Origin of the sequence: Paenibacillus sp. MAEPY2 (assembly GCF_000499205.1) — a bacterium.
Lineage (GTDB): Bacteria > Bacillota > Bacilli > Paenibacillales > Paenibacillaceae > Paenibacillus > Paenibacillus vandeheii.
Genome location: NZ_AWUK01000030.1, coordinates 189,785 through 210,534 on the forward strand (window position 1 = coordinate 189,785; position 20,750 = coordinate 210,534).

Below are 20,750 nucleotides of genomic sequence, written 5' to 3' on the forward strand. Positions count from 1 at the left end.
AATGAATCATGCACGAGACTACTTCATTCTTGTGCAGATTCTGCGTTATCGAGCGGTATTCATTTCGTATGAAGTCTGATGCAGCTCTCTAATCATCTGCTGCAAAAACATGTTATCCTGACGACTGATTCCGTGCTGATTGTCTTGAAGAAGCATTTGATGAATGTTCTTCTTGAGCAACTCGCTGCGACGTTCCAATACCTCTTGATTCATGTTGTTGCGTTCACTCCTTAACATCTTTTGTAATGAATTTGTGTTCTATATAAGTATAGAGGACCTCCTCCAATAGGGAAAATGGATACAGCCCCGCTCATCTGTACTCATCAAGGCTCACCCTGCGTGACATAATTTCACCCCATGTTGTTCTTAGATATCCTTCTAAATGCTCCCTTATCCACCCGAGGTTCCACCCGAAGAAAGCCAGACTAGGGTCTGAAGCAAGCATGCGTTATAATGGTGCCAACCCTCGAAACGGATACATATAAAGTGGACCTTATATCAAAGGAGTTCTGTATTCATGTCATACAAACAGATTAAATGGATGATTCTGCTGGTCCCGACATTCACGGTTGGCCTCTGGGAATACATCCGTCATCAATTCCTGATGCCCTACCTTTCCATGGATGCGGGTAACTGGCTTACCCCCCTTATCCTTTACCTCATAAGCGTCACCTTGCTAAGTCGCTTATTCAACATGCTGGAAAGTGCCAGGGCTGCTCTGGAACAGGAGCGTGCTTCCAAAGCGGCACTCGAAGCTCGGGATCAACTGGCTCGCGAGCTTCACGACGGCATCTCACAGTCTCTTTTTCTCCTGTCGGTAAAAACAGACAAGGCCGAGCGCAGCTTGGCCGGCAGCGGTCATGAGAATGAAATTCAGGACATCCGCAAAACCGTACACGAGGTTAACGCCTATGTGCGGCAGGCCATCGCCCAGCTTCGCTACGTCCCTGGACAAGCGGCAGTACCAGAAGGAACTTCCCTGCTAGCACAGGTTGAATTGCTTGTAGAAGAGACGGTGCCTTCAGCGCGTCTGGAGTGGGATCTGGACAGCACCTTCTTCTCCCCAAAGGAGCAGGTGGAGCTGCTCGCCTGCATACGTGAAGCACTGCTCAATGTTCGCAAACATGCCCGGGCTACAGATACTCGGGTGATTGCAGAAGGAACTCCTTTTGTCTGGTCGATCTTCATCCAGGATAACGGTGTTGGTGTGAGCGGAGATCCGCTTCACTTGAAGGATCGGTATGGCCTGCGAATTACGAAGGAACGTGCAGCTCAGATGGGCTGGTCTTTCGCCCTCGATTCAAGGCCAGGCTACACACGAATAACGATTGGAAAGGGGCATGCTTAATATGGAACTTGTACGGGTATTGGTCGTCGATGATCACGCGCATGCGCGTGAAGCGATCTGCAGTATTTTATCCGAGGATAGCCTGTTTGAAGTGATTGGGACTGCTTCGAATGGAACGGAAGCGCTGGAACTTACCGGGCAATGGATGCCCGATCTTATCCTGATGGATGTACAGATGCCCGATATGGATGGACTCGAAGCCACCCGGCAGATCAAACTGCGCTTTCCGTATGTCATTATCGTCATGGTCACGGTATCGGATGATGTCACGTACCTGTTTGAAGCGTTGAAGCAGGGGGCTCAAGGATATTTGCTCAAAAATCTGGCTCCCTCCACCTGGCTCGAATACCTTCGCGCCATCGTCAGCGATGATGCACCCTTGAGTAAGGAGCTTGCCTATCGAATTCTCCAGGAGTTTCCTGCACCTCGCACTGAAGATGTACCCGATAATCCGCTGACTACGCGGGAGCTTGAGATTTTGCAATGGGTATCTGCAGGATATACCAATCGTGAGATCGCCGACCAACTCGGCATTTCGGACCAAACGGTGAAGAACCATTTGAAGAATATTTTACAGAAATTGCAGCTCGAAAATCGTGTACAGCTAACCCGCTATGCATTGGAAAGCGGACTGGCGGGTCGTAAGCTTCGGAAATAGCGGAGCATTCATGTTTTTGTCACAATTCTATGAATCATTTCGTTTTTTTATAGCCCAATGTAGTCATACGGTGTTATTTTGGACAAAGTTATAATGGTATAGATTGTGCTTGGTTGACAAAGAATGACTTACAATTCTAGACCTAAGGGTGATGATTTTTTGATTTTGAGTAGGTTCACCATGAAATTGGGCAAACGGCACTGGGCACTGATGGTCGCCCTGATGTTATTGTGTTGCCTTGTTATGCCACAATGGGCATCTGCCCATGCTTATATCGTGCAGGCCTCACCGGGTGAAAATGAACTGGTGGCGACTGCACCAGAACGCCTGACTCTGGAGTTTAACGAGTCTTTGCAAACGGCCTTTTTTGATATTAAAATCACCGGACCGGACGGAACACAGGCAGATGACGGGAACGTGCATGTCGATGAGGATCGTCCTCATATTCTGGAAACCGGCCTGCGGACCGGACTTGGAAACGGAACCTACGCTGTGAATTGGAAGGCCGTATCTGCCGATGGTCACCCGATTCAGGGAGCTTATGTGTTTCATATCGGGGAACCATCCGGCGCTCCTGCCGGTTTCGCCGATTTAGCCTCGGGTTCAGGCCAAGCTGGCGGACCGTTAAAATGGATTTTGTCGCTGACCGACTGGATTCAATATCTTGCGTTGTCTGTGATCCTGGGCACACTTGCTTTCCTGCTGTTCCGAATTGCCCCTCAGTCCATGGCGAGGGAGCCGCTGGAAGTCCCAGGAAGCTACAGGCTGTTATGGATCAGTTATGGCGCCGCTTCTGCTGCCGCTCTGATCAGCCTGCCCCTGAACACATTGTATGAATCAGGCGTTTCCATCGGAGAGTTCAGCTGGGCATTGATGGGCAGTGCACTCAAATTGACGTCATTTGGCCAGATCTGGATGGTACAAATGCTCATTGTGATGCTGCTGGCGGTTACCATCCTTTCCGGTTATGACCGGGATCGCTCACTGCGTACCCGCATCTGGTCCTCCTACGGATCACTCGTCCTCGTGCTTGGCTGGTTGTTCACCCATGCCATGACCGGACATCCGGCTGCGGCAGAACAACGCGCGCTCGCCATCGCAATGGACTTCGTTCATCTGATCGGAGCCGCTTTCTGGATCGGAGCATTAACCGCCATGGCCGTGTGCCTGCCTCCGCTCGCAGATAAACTGCCTTCCATCGTGCGAGGAGAGGTCTATTGGACAGCTATCCGGCGCTTTACAGCCTGGGGCATTGGTGCTGTTGCTGCTCTCGTCGCTACGGGAATATATAGCAGCCTGATTATTTTGCCAGCACCTATACTTACGTCCCTGTTTACAACGGCGTATGGTCTTGTGCTTATCGCCAAAGCTGTCTTGCTTGTTGTGATGCTTGTATTAGCCTGGCGTCATGCCAGAATGGCACGTGCAGGCAGCGGCAACCGACTCGCCGGCAGTCTGAAAGCCGAACTGATTGCCGGAGCCGTCGTTCTTGCGCTTGCTGCCGTGCTGACACATCTGTCTCCCGGACAACCGGCAGCCGTAGGGCCTTATAAAGAAGTGCAGACTATGGATGACGGAACTACGATTACGCTTCAGGTAAGTCCCAATCGTACCGGTGAGAACCAGTTCAAGGTTGACGTGAAGAAACCGGACGGCAGTACAGTCAACGATCTGGAACAGATCACACTGTCACTGACCCACTTGGACATGGATATGGGCATTTACGAGATTACGATTCCAAAAAATGATACTGGCGTATATGAGGCAGAAGAATATATCTCCATGCCAGGACGCTGGAACATCAAGGTGCATCTGCTGACCCGAACCCTGGATTCGCTGGATAGCGAATTTGAGATCGACACCGCTAATCCGTAGGTATACGCGATTCAGATTTGAAACGCTACTCAATCTAAAATCAGTGTCTCAACAAGCTGCAATTGTAGTGAAGGGGACGAAATCGATTCTGGAAAAGTGCAACGTTCGCCTTTATTCCCGGATTTTCACTTATAAAGTGAATCAAAAAAATCTGGGAATAACAGCGATTGAAAGAACGATTCGTAACCGGAACAATGACTTTGCAGCACATCAGGCACTTATTTTAGAAAATGGGCCGAAACATAAATGATAAGAATTGAGAGGGGTAAATTATTTTGAAAAAAACATCATGGACTTCCAAACTGACATCCAGCCTTACTGCTGGAGCCGCTGCGCTGATGCTGTTCGCCGGATTCGCCAGTGCACACGTTACCGTTAACCCAACCGTGGCACAGACAGGTGCATGGCAGACGTATAGCATCAAGATTCCATCCGAAAAAGAGCTGCCTACCACCAAAGTTACGCTAAAAGTACCGCAAGGCGTTGCATTCAAGCAATACCAACCACTGGCAGGCTGGAAAATCTCTACCGAAAAAAATGATTCCAATGAAGTAACGTCGATCACTTGGGAAGTGGAAGGAGATAACAAAGGAATTCTGGCTGGTCAATTCCAGCAATTCAACTTCGTAGCACAGAATCCGGATACCGAAACAGAAGTAGCCTGGGATGCATTCCAGTATTATAGCGATGGTAGCATCGTGGAGTGGACAGGCGAACCAAGTGACAGCAACCCGCACAGCATCACAGCCATCAGCCAAGATCCTGCGGCTACAGGTAATGCTGCTGCAGGCGGAGGTCATGATAGTGCAGGCACAGCTGGTAATGCGGGTCATGATGATAAAGCAGCAACAGGTGACGATACAAAAGCAAACGACGATACCACTTTGGGTGACGCGTTGAACGACACCGTTACGGGTGAGCCAAACAACACGGATTCAGACCCAGGCACATTGAAGCTGCAACAGGCAACACTGATCGTATCGATTCTGGCGTTGATCATGTCCTTCCTGGGTATCGCTCTGGCAACCCGCCGCAAAAAACGTTAAGAGTTAACCTGAAGTCTACTATGTAGATTGAAAAGAAAGGAGCCTTTGGCATACCGGGTCTATTCCCGATGTGCCAAGGCTCCTTTTTGGTTATCTGTTTGCAAACGCAAATTTCAATTCCAAATTCATACTTACGCCCACTGGCTAAAATTGCTTCATTACGCACTTACGGCACCCTTACGACTCTTTCCTTTACCGTTCCTGATCCGTCTGGATCATGATTTCAATATATTGCAGCAAGTTCTTCTTCTGTTGTTCAATGGACTGTATCCGTCCAGACAGACCCGCAAAGAACGCTTCAATCTGCTGCCTTGTATAATCAGCGGATTGGCCCTTCCAGTCGTCGAGACGATTGTATAGGCTTCTTGCCTCCTGCTCATCAGCCTGGAGACGGGCAAGCAGCTGGGTTAATTCCTTTTCAGCAATCCGAAGATCATTCAACTCAACCAGCAATTGACCGCTCACTCGCGTTCCTCCCTCCCTTATGTAATTTCTACTCGCCATACCCTTTGCGCAAAACTCTATTTAAAGCTGACCTGACTCTCATCCGCCTGACGGAATGCTTCGGCCTTCTCTTCAATAAAGTTCAAGAACTGGCTCGTATGCTTCATATGCCATGTGCTCAATTCGTTAATAGATGCATCCAGCTGGGTGACGATAGGTTCAAGCCTACGGCTTCGGCTGGAATGCAGGTATTGGGCCATCCGACTTCGCACCTTATTCAACTCTGCATTGCACTGCTGTGCATTCTGCTTCCATCGGCCTGCAACACTTTTGAGTTCTTCGGGCGTTACCTGAATCAGGCCAGATCCCCCTGCTGCTGCGCCCATGCTTCTTGTAAGGCTGCCTGCTTGCCCACCCAGATTCCGCATGAATACTGCCAGATCAGACAGGACATTGGACGGCTGACGTGGTGAATAACTGATTTGCTCGCCTGTAACCGGATCATATAGATCGTTGGAAATATAGCCGTTCTCGAACTTGTACTGTTTCAGACCATGATACTCTTCGCCACCAAAGGTGTTACTGATTTTATCCCACATGCCCATGTCATCATTCATATCCTTGTAGTTGGAATTGATGTAATACATGGAGCCCACATGACGATCGTATCCACCAAAAAATCCGCTGGTTACAAAATCTCCGGGATGCCCATAGTTGATGATTTGACTATCAAAACCACCCTCTTCAGCCTTTCGTTTCGCCTCTGGCGTGAGACTGGATATCACGGATGGCGCGCTGAACGTCACCGCGGATAGTCCTGTGTAAGCAGCTGCATACTGGGCATTCCCTCCGCCAAGCGAATGTCCTGTCAGCGAAAAATCCAAGTCCTTGTATTTTTTCTGCATGTCTTTGGCGTAGTCTTCCGCTTCATACATTTGATTGGGGCCCAGTCCAATTGTCTTATCCAGCTTTTTATCCAGTTCCCCCACAGCATTCTCTACCGTAGTGATCCCAGTAACATCTCTTACTTTCTGGATTCCATGAGCCAGCCAATCTGGCGTCAGGTTTGTACTTTGTTCGATTTTTCGGCCAAGCTCAGGCAAACCAATTTGAGCATCCGCATAATAATCAGGGGCACTGCGATCCAACGACGCACTTCCCTCTGTACCCCGATAAGCGATAACCGCCTGTTTGGTCTCCGGATTATAGAATGTCACCGCATCGAAACCGGATTTTTTGTTTCCGTGTGTGTCCTCCAGAACTTGCCATCCGGGAAGATTCTCGAACTCAATACCTGATTTTAGATTCTCGTAAGCTAATTCAGACATCTTGTTGTATGTTTCATCATCAATCTTCGGTGATTTACTCACAACCGCTGCACCTCCAAGAAAATCAATCCTGAATTATTTGTTAAACGGATCATACCCCTTAGCTATAATTGCTTCCTTAATTGCCGGACTCATGCCAAAGTTTTTGATTTTTTTATCCTCATAGTCATACGAGATCGTAAATTCTTGCTCTTCATGTTCAACCACATGTCCTTCCATAGCAATTGAATCAAGCGCCATTTCAGGTAACAACTCTTTATTCGTGATGACTACATCCAGTTCATATTTATTTTTCAGATATGTTACAGCTTCGGCTTCCGCTTCTTTAAAAAAGGCCTGTTTTTCACTTTCCTTCATATTCTGACACCCTCCCAAAATGAAAGTGGATAGTATGGTCAAAAAAAATACACATGCGAGTTGTCGCTTCAACCTCATATCAATCACCTTTTCTTTTCTATTCATGAATGTCCATATCGAACTTCTGGTCACATTTCTCGCAGAAGCTTCATCATGATGTAGCCTATGCAATAAGGAGCCAGCGTATATCTACCCTTTTCTTCTGTTATCTGCATCATAGTACAAAATCAACAGGATCACATCGGCTGTTGGCATCGTTTTTATGGACTTTGTTCCTAAATGATTCCAATAGGGCATTTCGGTGTACATTACCCATTTCCCTGGATTTTGTATCAGTTCCATGATTTTTTATTTTGCTTATACAAAAAAAGAGCCTGCTCCAGAGAGCGGCCCTAAACTTGTCATTATCCATGCTTTACTCCAATACCATCCGCAGCGCGGTCAGTGCAATCCCGATCACAAACCCGGTAACGGCCCCGTTAATCCGAATCCATTGCAGATCCTGCCCTACCTTATCCTCAATCAACGAGATCAATGAGGCATTATCCATTTTGTCGACATTTTCACGCACGAGATTGCCGATTTTGGAATGGTTTTTCTCCAGGAGCGTCGTTACGCCTTCCACAATCTTGGCATTCAACCCTGCCAACAATGCTTCATCGGAGCGCAGATCAGACAATACTCGCTCAATCGCAGGCAGCGCATACGTATCCACATACTGACCATCTTCCATCGCAGTAAGCGCCTTATCCCTCAATTCGACCAGTTTGTTCAGCACGGTTTCCTCTGCGTTCCATCCGTCCAGCATGTTGTTTTTCCAGCCGTTGACTCCATCCTGTACATTCTCACTCACCGCCAGCCGGACCACCTGGGTTCGCATTAGATCAAGCACTTTATAACGAAGGGCGCTGCCTTCCCGCTTCATGTCCTCTACCCGATCAAATAGATATCCTTGCAAAATGCTGCCCATACGCTCCTCGTTCAGATAGCCCATGAACGCATTCATCGCAAATTGCATTAATCCGTTCATCTGGATTCCGCTGATCGCCTTTAAGCCGCTTTCGCCTAAAAACATGATGGTCTCCGGTTTCACCAGCCACTCCTCTGCCTGTTTCAGACCGTAGTCCAGCGCTTTGGCATCATATCCACGCTCACTCATCTGGATCGAAGCCCGTTCCAGAATCGGACCCAGGTCGAAGGCACCCGCCTGTGATTTGATCTCTCCCGCAACCAGTGGAGCGATCTGCTCCAACGGCAGGCCTGCAAGGATACGTTTGCAGAGTGTATCGATCATGGTTTTGACTCCATCGTTGTGAAGTTCCCGTGTCATGGTATCCAGAACGATTTCTGCCGCTTTGAAACCCGCAATTTTCTCGGTAATACTATCCTTGTTCAACAAGTTATTTTCCACTGCGGAAACGAGGCCTTCCGTCAATTTGTCCCGATTTTTGGGCAGCAATGCCGTATGGGGAATCGGAATACCCAGTGGATGACGGAACAACGCTGTTACAGCGAACCAGTCCGCAAGTCCACCTACCAACCCCGCTTCAAATGAGCCTACCAGCAGTTTGCCTACAACACCGCCCTGAAAAGGCAACGATGCGGCAAACCCCGCCCCCATAACGACGAGAGACCAGGCTGCTGCTTTTTTGGTTTGTTTAGGTTTAGCCATTGTATTCTTACTCCTTTATCGTTAATCACACGGGTTCAATGACACCCTACGTTCCCGTGCTCCTCTGTTCTTTATGTGAACTCTTCAATAGGAAAGCTTCTGTTTCCATATTTCGTATACTTCATCTTATCACCCGTACGCGTCAAATCCAAACCTCTGGCTGGTGAAAAAGGATAAATGAGGGGTTTTTCCTATCGAAATGGTCGTATTCTTTTCCATTACCAAAAAGGTTTTAGTATAATCAATACAGACGGCCTTTCATTTAAGATTGGCTGGCGATCAGCAGGGTAATTACATAAGGAAATAATGAATGAATCAGAGGAGGAATTTCGGACCATGAAACACGTGCAGGACACAACGACACTTTACAACGGAGTCAAAATGCCTTGGCTGGGCTTTGGCGTATTCAAAGTTAAAGACGGAGAAGAAGTGGTTGAAGCCGTCAAAACGGCCATTCAGGCAGGTTATCGCAGTATCGATACAGCGAAAGCGTATAACAACGAAACGGGTGTAGCTCAGGGTATTCGTGAATCCGGAATCGCCCGTGAGGATCTGTTCATTACCACCAAAGTGTGGAACGGGGACCAAGGTTACGAATCCACACTGGCCGCTTTTGAAGCAAGCATGGAACGTCTCGAACTGGAATATCTGGATCTCTATTTGATCCACTGGCCTGTCAAAGGCAAGTACAAGGATACATGGAGAGCGCTGGAGAAGCTGCATAAGGAAGGACGCATCCGCGCCATTGGGGTGAGTAACTTCCAGATTCACCATCTGGAGGACCTGATGACCGATGCCACCATTAAACCTGCTGTGAATCAGGTGGAACTGCATCCGCTGTTGATCCAAACAGAGCTTCGGGAGTATTGCAGCAAACATCAGATCCAGATTGAAGCCTGGTCTCCACTGGGTCAGGGACATCTGCTGGAGCATCCGCTTCTTCAGGATATTGCTGCCAAGTACAGCAAGTCACCCGCACAAGTCATTCTGCGTTGGGATCTGCAAAATGGCATCGTGACCATACCTAAATCCATCACACCACAGCGCATTCGCGATAATGCGGACTTGTATGATTTCGAGTTGACCACGGAAGAAATGGAACGTATTAGTCAACTGAACGAGAACAAGCGCTTTGGTTCCGATCCGGACAACTTTAACTTTTAACCTATAATCAGGATTTCAACCATCTAAAAATCCCGATTCGGATGCACACGCACCTGATCGGGATTTTGCTTGTTCATTCATGGTTATATTAACCCTTGGAAACCAATTTGAAATCATCAAAATGGAAACCTGGCGCTACAACGCATGTTACCAGTACAGGCTCATCACCTAGCGGCCGTGCTGTTTGCCATACTCCGGCTGGAACGAGCACCTGCGGCGATTGCCCAGCAGCAATATCCATACCCAGCACGAGTACTTCTTCATTTTCCGGGTTTTCCCCGTTGCCGCCCAATTTCAATTCAATTGGACTGCCGCTATGCCACAACCAGAGTTCATCGGACAAAACGGTATGCCATTCCGAAACTTCATGCGAGTGCAGCAGGAAGTACGTCGAACTTGCCGAGAATCGAGGGCCTGAGTATGTATCCGGCAGTACGGATTGTGGAATCTGATACGATGCCTTCCATTCTTCCTTATACCAACCACCTTCAACATGTGGCTGCATATTCAGTGCAGCAACGAGTGGCGATAATTCATGTGTCGTCATATTCTGTTTCCTTCCTTCCAAATCAAATTGGAGACACTCCTATCCAGAGTTTAGCCCCACTCCCCCTACTGTAAAACATGAATAGACTTTTGTCACCTTTACAGCATATATAGGCTTGCCCAAAATCATTCCAATAGCAATCACAACCAGCTCTATTCATTTAGCCCGGGTGGCCCCTCATCCAAATGATAGCGTTTACAACAAACTGGATTTTCCGTTATGATATGGATATTAACCGTAGATCAGCTGGCGCAGAGGGGAGACGGGTTATGAGTGTTATAGAAGATCGGATTGGACCCAAATATCGGATTGGCGAGAATTCATTCACCATTGAACACATGAGCAGACACGATGGAAACGCTATGCCACAGCCTCACGCGCATCCTTTTTACGAACTGTATTATCTGCTTGAAGGAGAACGGGTTTATTCCATGAATGGTCAGCTTCTTACCGCCCGCAAAGGTGATTTGATCCTGATCAATCCCCATGATGAACATACAACATCCAAAGGAAACATTCCCGGCTTTGAACGAATTCTGATCGGATTCTCGCCTTCATTTGCCACCGGGATGGAGCTCGGAATATGTGGTCTGCTTCCTTTTGATCGTTCAAGGATGCTGCATTTTCCTGATGTGGAACAAGCCGAGATCGAACGAATGCTGTGGCAGATGCTGCAAGAATGCAAGGAGCGCCGACCTCATTACGAAATCGTGGTGAGAAGCCTGCTCGCCCAGATCCTAATCCTCATCCACCGGGTCGAAGAGCATACTCGGCAGTCCTCTCCGGTTTCGCCTCATCCCATGCAGGATAAAATCAGTGAAATCGTTACTTACGTGAACGAGCATTATACCGAGCCCCTTACATTGGAAGAGGCAGCAGCACGATTTTACATCAGTCCATCCTATTTGAGCCGGATGTTCAGCCGTTTTACCGGATTTCGCTTCAGCGAATATTTGCGTGTTACACGGGTTCGGGAGGCACAGAGACGTTTACTATCCACTCAGGAGCGGGTGCAAATGATTGCGGAGAAGGTTGGATTTGAGCATACAGCCCATTTTAATAAAACGTTTAAACAGGTGACCGGGACTACGCCGCTTCGCTATCGTAAAGAACATCGATAGGTCGTTCCAGTGACTGGCGAATCCGGACGACTGACATATGACAACCTATCATGACACCGCGCGCCAGAAAATGCCCGCGGTGATATGCTAATCCGAACCCTCTCTACCTGCGAATCAATACACCACTTCTGACTTCAGGACCCACGGAGATCTGGCGTCCCTCTGTATCTGCATCACTTTCCCGGCATACGATTCCTGCCGATTCATGCCCCGTCACCACCAGAAGTCGACCATCTGCGCCCACACCCTCAATCGCCTCCAGCTCCGCACCCTTACACTGATGCAAATGAATCAACGGTCCTTCAGTAATTTGAGCAGTCATTTCGGCGATTCGCAGATGCTTCGCATGAGCGCACTGCACCCCGTTACGGGCCGCCACCGTATATCCCTGGATGACCAGACCGTCCAAAGGCATCTCCGGCAGGCCACTCACCAACAACGCCGTCTCCGCCCCTGCACAGACCACATCCGAAATTCGAATATCCCGGAACACCGGGGTCTCTTCGCTGACTTCCTGGGACAGATCGCTACCGCGAGCCGAACCCTCCTGATTGGCATAGAAAAAGGAAAACGAGATAGCTTCCATGATGATATCCTTCATATAGATGCGCTCCACCTGAATATCTTCAACGACCCCGCCGCGCCCACGTGCGCTTTTGAAGCGAAGCCCAATATCCGTTCCAATAAATGTACAATCCGAGACCCGCACATGCCGCACGCCACCGGACATCTCACTTCCGATTACAAAGCCGCCATGACCGTGATACACGGTGCAATCCCGAATCGTAATATACTCCGAGGGCAGACCAAGCTCACGACCTTCTGCATCTTTGCCGGATTTCAGGCAGATCGCATCATCACCCACATCGAATATACTCTGCTCCACAATCACATGACGGCAGGATTCAATGTCCAATCCATCCCCATTCTGGGAAAACCATGGATTCCGCACATTAACATTACGAATCGTAACATGCTCGGATGCCCAAGGATGCAGATTCCATGCCGGCGAATTCTGGAACGTTGGGCCGTCCAATAACACCCGTTTACACTGGCGCAAACTAACCATGTTGGGACGCAAAAAGTCTCTGACTTCCTCATAAGCAGCCACATCATTCACTTGTTCCAGATGCAGACGATTTGCAATCACACCGCCTTCAAGGGCAGAAGACGAGGGCCACCAAATGGCTTCATCTCCGTCAGCATGCTCCACTACACCGCCCGAAGAAACCAGTCGACTCCACTGCGATGCGGTCATCTTGGAGCGTTTCACCGGACGCCATGCCTCTCCACCGCCATCCCAAATCCCCTCACCCGTGATCGCAATATCCTCCAGATGCTCACCATCAATGGGCGACTGACACCTCACCGCCTGCCAACCTTCGAAGCTGGACGCAATCAAGGGATATTGGTCAAAATTGCGGCTGAACGTAACCAGAGCACCCTCCTGAACATGAAGCTCAATCCGACTGCGCAGCACAATGGGACCTGTGAGCCAGACGCCCGCCGGGATGACAATTCGACCACCACCCGCTTCTGAACATGCTGCTATAGCCAACCGAAATACCTCCGTATTATCCGTCAAGCCATCCCCTACCGCTCCATAATCCGTAATCTGAAAATCTCGTGCAGGGATGACAGGTAAACTCACTTCATAAGCCTTCATATCGGATCCAATACCTTCTCCTGTACCGAGTGGGGAGTAATATGTATTCATCGTTCAAAACATCCTCTCTACCTATAATTGGATCGGACTGTCTTTACTATTGCACGACTTACTGGTAAGCGCATTCTCGCTCCATCATATCAATGGCGCAGATCGTAAGGTTGAGCTTTTTTGCCATGTACGATGAAGAATTTGATGTTATTTGTTTTATAACCAGAGTCATAAAGTAAACATCCCTTCCAGTATACTATATACATCTATTCCAATGGTTGTAAAATAACTAGGAGAATCGATTCATTTTTCTGTCAGGATTCGTCACAACGACATCAATAATATGACAAATATATAACACAATTACTGGCTATAGCCCTATGAAACCCATTACTTATGTCATGTTTTATCACAAACCAATTGCCTTTAGCAGGATGAGTATGTATGATTAAATAACTAGTTTCAATTTATTCCTTAATATTCCTTTTCAAACAGACGTTGCAGAAAGGATGGGGTGTACTCTTGATTGAATTTAGGGGTGTTCAGAAGCATTTTGGTCATTTTCATGTCCTCAAAGATATTCATCTTCACATTGAAGAAGGAGAGGTCGTTGTCATTATCGGCCCTTCCGGCTCAGGCAAAAGCACCTTGCTGCGCTGTATCAACCGTCTGGAAACGATTACCGAAGGTGAACTTGTCGTCAGTGGTGTCCCTTTACATCAGAAAAAGGTGGACATCAACCTCTTCCGCCGTGACATCGGCATGGTATTTCAACACTTCAATCTCTATCCTCACAAAAAAGTCATCGATAACATTACCCTTGCACCCATGAAGGTGCGTAAACAACCCAAAGCACAGGCAGCCTCTACGGCAATGAAGTATCTGACCCGGGTGGGCATTGCCGACAAAGCAGACAGTTATCCTTCCCAGTTGTCCGGTGGACAACAGCAGCGTGTAGCCATTGCAAGAGGTCTCGCCATGGAGCCCAAAATCATGCTTTTTGACGAACCTACCTCTGCGTTGGACCCCGAAATGATCGGGGAAGTTCTGGATGTCATGCGATCGCTCGCCCATAACGGAATGACGATGGTCGTCGTTACACATGAGATGGGATTTGCCCGCGAGGTCGCAGACCGGGTCATCTTCATGGATGAAGGCCGAATTGTGGAAGAAGCCGCCGCCGCTGAATTTTTCGACAACCCGAGAGAAGAACGGGCCAAGCAATTCCTGAGCCGTCTGATTCACCACTGAGAATAATCCATTTTGAAAGGGGTCTTTACCAAATGAAAAATGTATTGAAGTGGCCGTCGTTTATGCTTGTTTTGATTCTATCCCTTGTCTTGTCCGGTTGTAGCACCGGAGAGGAAAGCAGCAGCAGCGGGGGTTCTGGTGGGAGTACCGATGCCAAAGGCACGATTGAACAGATTAAAGAGCGCGGCAAGCTCATTGCCGGCGTGAAATATGATACCAAATTGTTCGGTTTGAAAGACCCGGCAAGTGGCGAAGTCGAAGGCTTCGATATTGATATTGCCAAAGCACTTGCCAAACAGATTCTTGGAGACGAAACGAAGGTAGAACTGAAGGAAGTAACGTCCAAAACGCGCATTCCGATGCTACAGAATGGCGACATTGATATCATCATAGCCACGATGACGATTACGGATGAACGCAAGGAACAAGTGGACTTCAGCGATGTTTATTTTGAAGCCGGGCAGTCCCTGCTTGTGAAAAACGATAGCGCGATTACCGGTCTGGAAAGTCTTGGCGGGGTGAAGGTACTTGCCGTTAAAGGCTCAACTTCTGCACAAAATATTCGCGAAAAGGCCCCGGATGCCGAAGTGCTCGAATACGATAACTATCAGGATGCCTTCACAGCCCTCAAAGCGGGTAAAGGTGAAGCACTGACGACCGATAACATCATCCTGATCGGCATGCAGCAGACCGATAACAACTACAAGCTGGTTGGTGGCAATTTCACCAGTGAACCTTACGGCATGGCGATTCGCAAAGGCGACACGGCCTTCGTCGAAGAAGTAAACAGCCTGCTCAAAAGCATGAAGGACAGCGGTGAATATGATACGTTGCACGAGAAATGGCTGGGCAGCAAGCCCGAGTAAGCCCGATTAATGATGATTAAGCGGCGACTTCGCCTGTGATATGCGATGCATGGGCAGGGCGCAATCGCCGTTGCTACATCTGGAGAACGGAGGCTTCGCCTACATGGGCAAATTGGACTTCAGTATACTGATCAAACACTCGGATCGATTTCTGGAAGGTTTCCTCAATACCATCCAGGTGAGCATCATGGCCCTGATTGGCAGCTTTATTCTTGGGGCAATTATGGCCATCTTTCGCATCTCGCCGATCAAACCACTCAACTGGATCGGCACGGCCTTTGTGGAGTTCATCCGTAACATCCCCCTGCTGCTTGTCGTGTTTTTCTTCTATCTCGGATTGCCTGCAATGGGCATTTCACTGGATGGATTTATCTCGGGTACACTCGGTCTGACGATCTATACAGCCGCTTTCATTGCCGAAGCAATCCGGGCAGGCATTCAGACGGTCCCTCGCGGGCAGCTGGAAGCCGCAAGATCTTCGGGTCTGTCCTACGTACAGGCCATGAACCTGGTCATTCTGCCGCAAGCGATCAAAATTGTACTGCCGACCATTGGCAATCAATTTATCAATCTGGTCAAAAATTCATCCATCCTTGCGGTCGTAGCTGGTATGGATCTGATGTATTTTGCCGATCTGATCAACTCGGATACGTTCCTGCCGCTGAGTGTTTACACCATTGTTGCCCTGTTCTATCTGGTGTTGACCTTACCGCTCAGCTTCCTGGTTCACTATATGGAGCGAAGGTTCGGACAAAGTGATGCTGACGCCAGCCGCACCAAAGGCAAACCGAAAAAGACCAAACCAACGGGTCAGGTCACCTTGTAACTCTCAAACTATTTCTCTCTGTGTTCAGCACACCCGTTCAAGGTGCATCTCTACTCTAATATATTATGCAATTTTTGTTCCAAATATTTACATTCTCTGTCTGCACACAGAAGGAGGCTGATGAATTATGGACTTTAGCGGGGCCTACGCCTGGCCCAACCTTCGTTTCCTGCTGCACGGATTCCTGATTACCCTGCAAGTGGCAGGGTTGTCGATTGTATTCAGCTTTGTACTCGGCACGGTGCTCGGTACCGTTCGATACACCCGGATTCCGGTCCTGTCACAGATTGTGGCCGTTATCGTGGATACGATCCGGAATCTGCCGCTGCTGCTGATCATTTTCTTCATCCATATCGTACTGCCCCAGCTGGGGATCAAAATGTCCGTCTTCTGGTCCACGGTTGTTGGACTGAGTCTGTTCGAAGGTGCCATGATCGCAGAGATTGTCCGCAGCGGCCTCAAATCGATTGAACGCGGTCAGGTCGAAGCGGCCCGTTCCTCCGGCCTGAGCTATATGCAGACACTCGGCGGCATCATCATGCCCCAGGCTTTGCGGCGTATGTCACCACCGATGGTGAGCCAGTTCATCTCCTTGTTGAAAGATACGTCACTGGCGATCATCATCTCCTTGCCAGAGCTTATGCATAATGTGCAGATCCTCGGAGGTCAGAGCTTCGATTACGTCATCCCTGCCCTGCTGCTTGCAGCCATATTGTACTTTGTTATTAACTACACGTTGTCTATTGTGGCACGGCGGCTTGAAGCACGAATGACTTAATGATCGGAAGGAATAAGGCATGAAGGAATATGAATCATGAAGGAACTGTGGCCTCATCGTTGATTAGATATGAAGGTAATAGTCATGAGGAAATAATCAAATGGATGAAAAGAAGGAAAGCACCAAAAAAACTCCCAATCCACGTATGCAGTGGATTGGGAGTTTTTTGGGGCCTACAGTTATGCTCATAAATTCACGAACTTCCCACCCATTTCTAACGAACTGAGGGAAGCTTATTTAGCGATTGTTCAGACAGTTTCTAATCTAACGAATCGTAGACGCTCTATTCCTCCGATTCCCCCCGCTATTACCCGCTAATTCAGTGTTTTGAGTAAAATAGCTTCACTGAGATTCGTTACATTTTTTAATTCTGCTTATATCCCCAAATTAGACGTCTCAGGTTCGTTAAAATTTTACGACCCAGTGATTAAATAAACACCCACACCACTCCCACTACTCCACTACTACTTCGCCCATAATCCGCTCATTCCTCAAATCGCTGCTCCGTTACGGCGTAGTTCCTTCTGTAGCACCGCTACCGGCAGCTCCAACGGATCTAGCTTCAACTGAACAGCTAAAGCGGCTGCTGTTCCCGCCGCCTGCCCCGTAGCCATGCAGCTTGGAGTCAGCCTTGTCGTTGCGTGAGCCTCGTGTGTGGTGGAAATACAGCGTCCTGCTGCCAGCAGATTGCGGATATTGCGGGATATTAGACAGCGGTATGGAATATCGTATGCTCCGTCTCCTTCGATAAAGGCCGCTACGACGCCCTGACCCGAGGGATCATGAATATCAATCGGGTAGCCACTTCTGGCAATTACATCGTCAAACTTTCGCCCTGCAACCACATCCGCCTTGGTCAACGCATAATGCCCGATGATTCGTCTGGATTCACGGATACCGATCTGCGGCGCTACCGCTGAGATAGAAGCCCGTTCGAATCCAGGCACATCGCGCTGCAAAAACTCAGCGATCATCAGCACCTGCTTCCTGCCTTCCTGTTCAGCAGAGGTCAGATCCTCAGCATCCGTCGCATCGAGTCCCTGCACCCGGGTACAGTTAATCAATACTTCATCTTCAGCTGGTCCGGTAAAAAACAATACCTGATCGCGATTAATCGGCACACCCGCTTTTTTCCATTGGGAATAGAAGCCGCTCACCCCGGTTAACGGAATGTTGTCCAGTTCTGCGAACGGGGTCTTGGCATAGAAATCTTCCGGATGCTCCTGCATGTATTGCTTCACTCGTCCAAGGTCCACGCCACGCATACGGAATTTCATGGTCATCGGCTGTGACTGGTTGTCCTCATCCCGTCCCTTTGCAACAGAAGCGCCTGCAAGATAAGCCGCATCCGCGTCACCGCTGGTATCCACGAATACGTTCGCTTGGAGCTCCATCCGGCCTGATTTGTTGGTCAGACGTACCGCCTCCACCCGATCATTCACAACAACCACTTCATCCACGAAGCTGTGCAATAACAACCGGACACCTGCCTCTTGCAGCATATCCGCTGCGACGACTTGATAAATAGCTGGGTGGTAAGGTGTGACGGTATGTACAAACCCAACCGTATCACGGAGATGGCCCGGGGAACCGCCACGAGCCTGCAGCCGGTCTACGATCTCCTGGGCGATGCCTCGAATCACCTGTTCACCACTCTCCGTATGGAAGGTCATCCAAGGGTAGACCATGGCGGCGGTCGACATCCCGCCAACGAAACCGTACCGTTCCACTAGCACCGTCCGCACACCCTGCCGTCCAGCAGCAATGGCTGCTGCTATGCCCGCCGGACCCCCCCCCACAATAACTACATCCGCTTCTTCCTTTTTCAACCTCATCCGTTCACTCAAGTGTTATCACTCCTTCCGTTCTATTGCGCGGGTTACTCTTTCAGTCCCGTCATTGCTACTCCCTCAATGAATCGCCGTTGTGCCAGGAAAAAGACAATTAGCAGTGGCAGGGTCGCCATGACGGTGGCGCTCATGAGATATTGCCAGGCGGTACCCACTTCATCCGTGAACAGGGATAACCCGAGCGGCAGCGTCATCAGTTCACGCGAGTTAATGAAAATCAACGGATCAAAAAACTCATTCCAGATGGTCACAAAAGTGAAGATCGTCAGCGTAGCCATACCGGGCTTGGCAATTGGCAGCATAATTCGCGCATAGATTCGGAATCGGTTGCAGCCGTCAATCATCGCCGCTTCCTCCAGCTCGGTCGGCACCGTAATGAAGAACTGCCGCATCACAAAGATGCCAAACACGCCGCCTGCGCCAAAGATCGGCAGTAAAATCAGCGGAAGATGTGTATCAATCCACCCCAGCTGTCGCATGAACAGAAACATGGGAATTGCCGTCACCTCATGAGGAATCATCATTGCACTCAGCAGGATAAGAAATACCACATTCCGTCCCTTGAACGGAATTTTGGCAAAGGCGTACCCGGCGAGAGATGCAAAGAATACCGTACCCACCACAACCACAGCAGCAATATATACACTGTTAAAATAAAAACGATGGAACGGAATCAACCGAAAGACATCGATGTAGTTCTGAAACCGGAACGTATCCGGTATCCACTGCGGTGGATAGGTGAATATGCTCTGAGGCTCCTTGAATGACGTCGATATCATCCAGATAAATGGAACAATCATGATCAGCGAGATCACTGTGAGCAATAAGTACGTACCAAGAGCACTACCTGTCTTGCGAAACGAAGAACTAGGCATCGCCTTCATTGAATACCCACCTCTTTCGAAGCTGCCATTGCAGCAGCGTCAGGATTAGCACGATAAAGAACAGCACATACGCAAGCGAAGAGGCGTAGCCGAACTGAAATAACTTGAATGCTTTTTCCCAGATATAATAGACCAATACCTTTGTGCTGTTGCTCGGCCCACCCTGTGTCATGACGTAGATCTGTCCAAACACCTTGAGCGACCCAATCACGGTCATTACCATGGTTAGAAACACCGTTGGCGTAATCATGGGCAACGTGACGTGAAATAAGGTCCCCCTTCTGCCCGCCCCGTCCAGTGTTGCCGCTTCGTACAGTGAACGTGGTACCTGCTGAATGGCTGCAATAAACAGCACCATATTCAGACCCACATTTTTCAGTACACTCGTTACGATAACGGCAGGCATCGCCAGATCCTGATTGTAAAGCCAGGCCGGACCTTTGATGCCCATCATCAACAGAAGCTGATTGATTAGTCCCGACTCTGTCGCATACATCAGCTTCCACACGATGGACCACACAATCAGCGAGGTCATGACCGGAACGAAGATGGCTGTGCGGAAAATCCCGATGCCGCGTAAACTTCTGGATAGCAGCAATGCGAGCAGAAGGGCGAGCACAATGTTGAGCGGCACAAGCCCTGCCGTAAAATAGACCGTATTCGCAAGTACCTTCCAGAACATGGCGTCTGTCATCACATTCCGGTAATTTTCCAGTCCAATAAAATGATGCTCCCCCAGCAGCGGCCAGTCGGTCAGGCTCATGTACAGCGCCAAACCCATGGGAAACAGCAGCAGCAGGGTAAACCCGAGCACCATTGGTGATACGAACAGCCACCCCGCGATCTGGGCCTCTCTGGCGAGCGGACCTCTTCCTGTACGCTTGCGTGAATGGGTCACAGTCAGGCCCCCTTTTTATCAAATTTCTTCCCTGAAACTGAACTCAGTGACGATTCTATATAAGTTGACCTATACATATACACAAGAACGTAGAGAACAGAAAAACCTGAAGAAGCGAAGTGTTCGCCTTTATCCCCGGATTTCCCCTTTATAAAAGGATTCAAAAAAATCTGGGGATAA

20 protein-coding genes are annotated in these 20,750 nt (G+C 48.9%); 10 read left to right on the forward strand and 10 right to left on the reverse strand.

Annotation, left to right across the window (positions count from 1 at the left end; translation table 11 throughout):
• Positions 1 to 45: 45 nt before the first annotated feature.
• Positions 46 to 213 (reverse strand): hypothetical protein, encoded by a 168-nt coding sequence (locus tag P364_RS37870; protein ID WP_173405242.1) that lies wholly within the window; start codon positions 211 to 213, stop codon positions 46 to 48.
• A 304-nt stretch (positions 214 to 517) separates the two neighbouring features.
• On the opposite strand from P364_RS37870, the gene P364_RS0122320 reads away from it, so the two are divergent.
• From P364_RS0122320 to P364_RS0122335, 4 genes are all read left to right on the forward strand, one after another.
• A complete protein-coding gene (locus P364_RS0122320; RefSeq protein WP_024632290.1) occupies positions 518 to 1,348 on the forward strand; it encodes a sensor histidine kinase in 831 nt (276 codons plus the stop codon).
• Position 1,349: 1 nt separating this feature from the next.
• Positions 1,350 to 2,006 (forward strand): response regulator, encoded by a 657-nt coding sequence (locus tag P364_RS0122325; RefSeq protein WP_024632291.1) that lies wholly within the window; start codon positions 1,350 to 1,352, stop codon positions 2,004 to 2,006.
• Between the two features lie 159 nt (positions 2,007 to 2,165).
• Positions 2,166 to 3,881: a copper resistance CopC/CopD family protein gene (locus tag P364_RS0122330; protein WP_236642452.1), complete on the forward strand. Its 1,716-nt coding sequence runs from the start codon at positions 2,166 to 2,168 to the stop codon at positions 3,879 to 3,881.
• Between the two features lie 275 nt (positions 3,882 to 4,156).
• Positions 4,157 to 4,927, forward strand: a complete 771-nt coding sequence (locus P364_RS0122335; RefSeq protein WP_024632293.1) for a YcnI family copper-binding membrane protein — start codon at positions 4,157 to 4,159, stop codon at positions 4,925 to 4,927.
• A 192-nt stretch (positions 4,928 to 5,119) separates the two neighbouring features.
• On the opposite strand, the gene P364_RS0122340 is transcribed toward P364_RS0122335, so the two are convergent.
• The 4 genes from P364_RS0122340 to P364_RS0122360 form a co-directional block, all read right to left on the reverse strand.
• Complete coding sequence (locus tag P364_RS0122340; protein ID WP_024632294.1) at positions 5,120 to 5,392, reverse strand: hypothetical protein; 273 nt, start codon at positions 5,390 to 5,392, stop codon at positions 5,120 to 5,122.
• A 56-nt stretch (positions 5,393 to 5,448) separates the two neighbouring features.
• Complete coding sequence (locus tag P364_RS0122345; protein ID WP_052016722.1) at positions 5,449 to 6,699, reverse strand: hypothetical protein; 1,251 nt, start codon at positions 6,697 to 6,699, stop codon at positions 5,449 to 5,451.
• A gap of 75 nt (positions 6,700 to 6,774) precedes the next feature.
• On the reverse strand, positions 6,775 to 7,056 hold the full coding sequence (locus P364_RS0122350; protein WP_024632296.1) for a hypothetical protein: 282 nt from the start codon (positions 7,054 to 7,056) through the stop codon (positions 6,775 to 6,777).
• A gap of 415 nt (positions 7,057 to 7,471) precedes the next feature.
• A complete protein-coding gene (locus tag P364_RS0122360) occupies positions 7,472 to 8,728 on the reverse strand; it encodes a DUF445 domain-containing protein (protein WP_024632298.1) in 1,257 nt (418 codons plus the stop codon).
• A 336-nt stretch (positions 8,729 to 9,064) separates the two neighbouring features.
• Between P364_RS0122360 and P364_RS0122365 the strand changes: the two genes are divergently transcribed.
• A complete protein-coding gene (locus P364_RS0122365; protein ID WP_024632299.1) occupies positions 9,065 to 9,892 on the forward strand; it encodes an aldo/keto reductase in 828 nt (275 codons plus the stop codon).
• An 88-nt stretch (positions 9,893 to 9,980) separates the two neighbouring features.
• Here P364_RS0122365 and P364_RS0122370 read toward each other — a convergent pair whose 3' ends face one another.
• Complete coding sequence (locus P364_RS0122370; protein ID WP_024632300.1) at positions 9,981 to 10,439, reverse strand: cupin domain-containing protein; 459 nt, start codon at positions 10,437 to 10,439, stop codon at positions 9,981 to 9,983.
• A gap of 269 nt (positions 10,440 to 10,708) precedes the next feature.
• Here P364_RS0122370 and P364_RS0122375 point away from each other — a divergent pair, with 269 nt between their 5' ends.
• Positions 10,709 to 11,560 (forward strand): helix-turn-helix transcriptional regulator, encoded by an 852-nt coding sequence (locus tag P364_RS0122375; RefSeq protein ID WP_029881210.1) that lies wholly within the window; start codon positions 10,709 to 10,711, stop codon positions 11,558 to 11,560.
• A 103-nt stretch (positions 11,561 to 11,663) separates the two neighbouring features.
• Here the strand turns inward: P364_RS0122375 and P364_RS0122380 are convergent, their stop codons facing one another.
• Positions 11,664 to 13,277 (reverse strand): glycoside hydrolase family 28 protein, encoded by a 1,614-nt coding sequence (locus P364_RS0122380; protein WP_024632302.1) that lies wholly within the window; start codon positions 13,275 to 13,277, stop codon positions 11,664 to 11,666.
• A 462-nt stretch (positions 13,278 to 13,739) separates the two neighbouring features.
• Here P364_RS0122380 and P364_RS0122385 point away from each other — a divergent pair, with 462 nt between their 5' ends.
• The 4 genes from P364_RS0122385 to P364_RS0122400 all read left to right on the forward strand — a co-directional run bounded on the left by P364_RS0122385 (position 13,740) and on the right by P364_RS0122400 (position 16,938).
• A complete protein-coding gene (locus P364_RS0122385; protein WP_024632303.1) occupies positions 13,740 to 14,468 on the forward strand; it encodes an amino acid ABC transporter ATP-binding protein in 729 nt (242 codons plus the stop codon).
• Positions 14,469 to 14,500: 32 nt separating this feature from the next.
• Positions 14,501 to 15,334, forward strand: a complete 834-nt coding sequence (locus P364_RS0122390) for a transporter substrate-binding domain-containing protein (RefSeq protein WP_024632304.1) — start codon at positions 14,501 to 14,503, stop codon at positions 15,332 to 15,334.
• A gap of 103 nt (positions 15,335 to 15,437) precedes the next feature.
• Positions 15,438 to 16,160 carry an amino acid ABC transporter permease gene (locus P364_RS0122395; protein ID WP_029881561.1) on the forward strand — a complete coding sequence of 241 codons (723 nt, stop codon included), beginning with the start codon at positions 15,438 to 15,440 and terminating at the stop codon, positions 16,158 to 16,160.
• A 127-nt stretch (positions 16,161 to 16,287) separates the two neighbouring features.
• Positions 16,288 to 16,938: an amino acid ABC transporter permease gene (locus tag P364_RS0122400; RefSeq protein ID WP_024632306.1), complete on the forward strand. Its 651-nt coding sequence runs from the start codon at positions 16,288 to 16,290 to the stop codon at positions 16,936 to 16,938.
• Positions 16,939 to 17,429: 491 nt separating this feature from the next.
• Here the strand turns inward: P364_RS0122400 and P364_RS0122405 are convergent, their stop codons facing one another.
• From P364_RS0122405 to P364_RS0122415, 3 genes are read right to left on the reverse strand one after another with little or no spacing between them, the layout of a single operon-like run.
• Entirely contained in the window at positions 17,430 to 18,773 is a 1,344-nt protein-coding gene (locus P364_RS0122405) for an FAD-dependent oxidoreductase (RefSeq protein ID WP_029881213.1), read from the reverse strand.
• Between the two features lie 44 nt (positions 18,774 to 18,817).
• A complete protein-coding gene (locus tag P364_RS0122410; protein ID WP_024632308.1) occupies positions 18,818 to 19,663 on the reverse strand; it encodes a carbohydrate ABC transporter permease in 846 nt (281 codons plus the stop codon).
• Positions 19,656 to 20,570 carry a carbohydrate ABC transporter permease gene (locus P364_RS0122415; protein WP_024632309.1) on the reverse strand — a complete coding sequence of 305 codons (915 nt, stop codon included), beginning with the start codon at positions 20,568 to 20,570 and terminating at the stop codon, positions 19,656 to 19,658. The genes P364_RS0122410 and P364_RS0122415 overlap by 8 nt, the downstream gene beginning before the upstream one ends.
• Positions 20,571 to 20,750 lie beyond the last annotated feature (180 nt).

What these genes read in the sequence shown, in the direction of transcription:
- P364_RS37870 (WP_173405242.1), bottom strand. Translation starts at nt 213, where the DNA reads ATGAATCAAGAGGTATTGGAACGTCGCAGCGAGTTGCTCAAGAAGAAC.
- P364_RS0122345 (WP_052016722.1), bottom strand. Translation starts at nt 6,699, where the DNA reads ATGTCTGAATTAGCTTACGAGAATCTAAAATCAGGTATTGAGTTCGAG.
- P364_RS0122390 (WP_024632304.1), top strand. Translation starts at nt 14,501, where the DNA reads ATGAAAAATGTATTGAAGTGGCCGTCGTTTATGCTTGTTTTGATTCTA.
- P364_RS0122325 (WP_024632291.1), top strand. Translation starts at nt 1,350, where the DNA reads ATGGAACTTGTACGGGTATTGGTCGTCGATGATCACGCGCATGCGCGT.
- P364_RS0122365 (WP_024632299.1), top strand. Translation starts at nt 9,065, where the DNA reads ATGAAACACGTGCAGGACACAACGACACTTTACAACGGAGTCAAAATG.
- P364_RS0122360 (WP_024632298.1), bottom strand. Translation starts at nt 8,728, where the DNA reads ATGGCTAAACCTAAACAAACCAAAAAAGCAGCAGCCTGGTCTCTCGTC.
- P364_RS0122380 (WP_024632302.1), bottom strand. Translation starts at nt 13,277, where the DNA reads ATGAATACATATTACTCCCCACTCGGTACAGGAGAAGGTATTGGATCC.
- P364_RS0122320 (WP_024632290.1), top strand. Translation starts at nt 518, where the DNA reads ATGTCATACAAACAGATTAAATGGATGATTCTGCTGGTCCCGACATTC.
- P364_RS0122400 (WP_024632306.1), top strand. Translation starts at nt 16,288, where the DNA reads ATGGACTTTAGCGGGGCCTACGCCTGGCCCAACCTTCGTTTCCTGCTG.
- P364_RS0122410 (WP_024632308.1), bottom strand. Translation starts at nt 19,663, where the DNA reads ATGCCTAGTTCTTCGTTTCGCAAGACAGGTAGTGCTCTTGGTACGTAC.
- P364_RS0122405 (WP_029881213.1), bottom strand. Translation starts at nt 18,773, where the DNA reads ATGAGGTTGAAAAAGGAAGAAGCGGATGTAGTTATTGTGGGGGGGGGT.
- P364_RS0122370 (WP_024632300.1), bottom strand. Translation starts at nt 10,439, where the DNA reads ATGACGACACATGAATTATCGCCACTCGTTGCTGCACTGAATATGCAG.
- P364_RS0122395 (WP_029881561.1), top strand. Translation starts at nt 15,438, where the DNA reads ATGGGCAAATTGGACTTCAGTATACTGATCAAACACTCGGATCGATTT.
- P364_RS0122375 (WP_029881210.1), top strand. Translation starts at nt 10,709, where the DNA reads ATGAGTGTTATAGAAGATCGGATTGGACCCAAATATCGGATTGGCGAG.
- P364_RS0122350 (WP_024632296.1), bottom strand. Translation starts at nt 7,056, where the DNA reads ATGAAGGAAAGTGAAAAACAGGCCTTTTTTAAAGAAGCGGAAGCCGAA.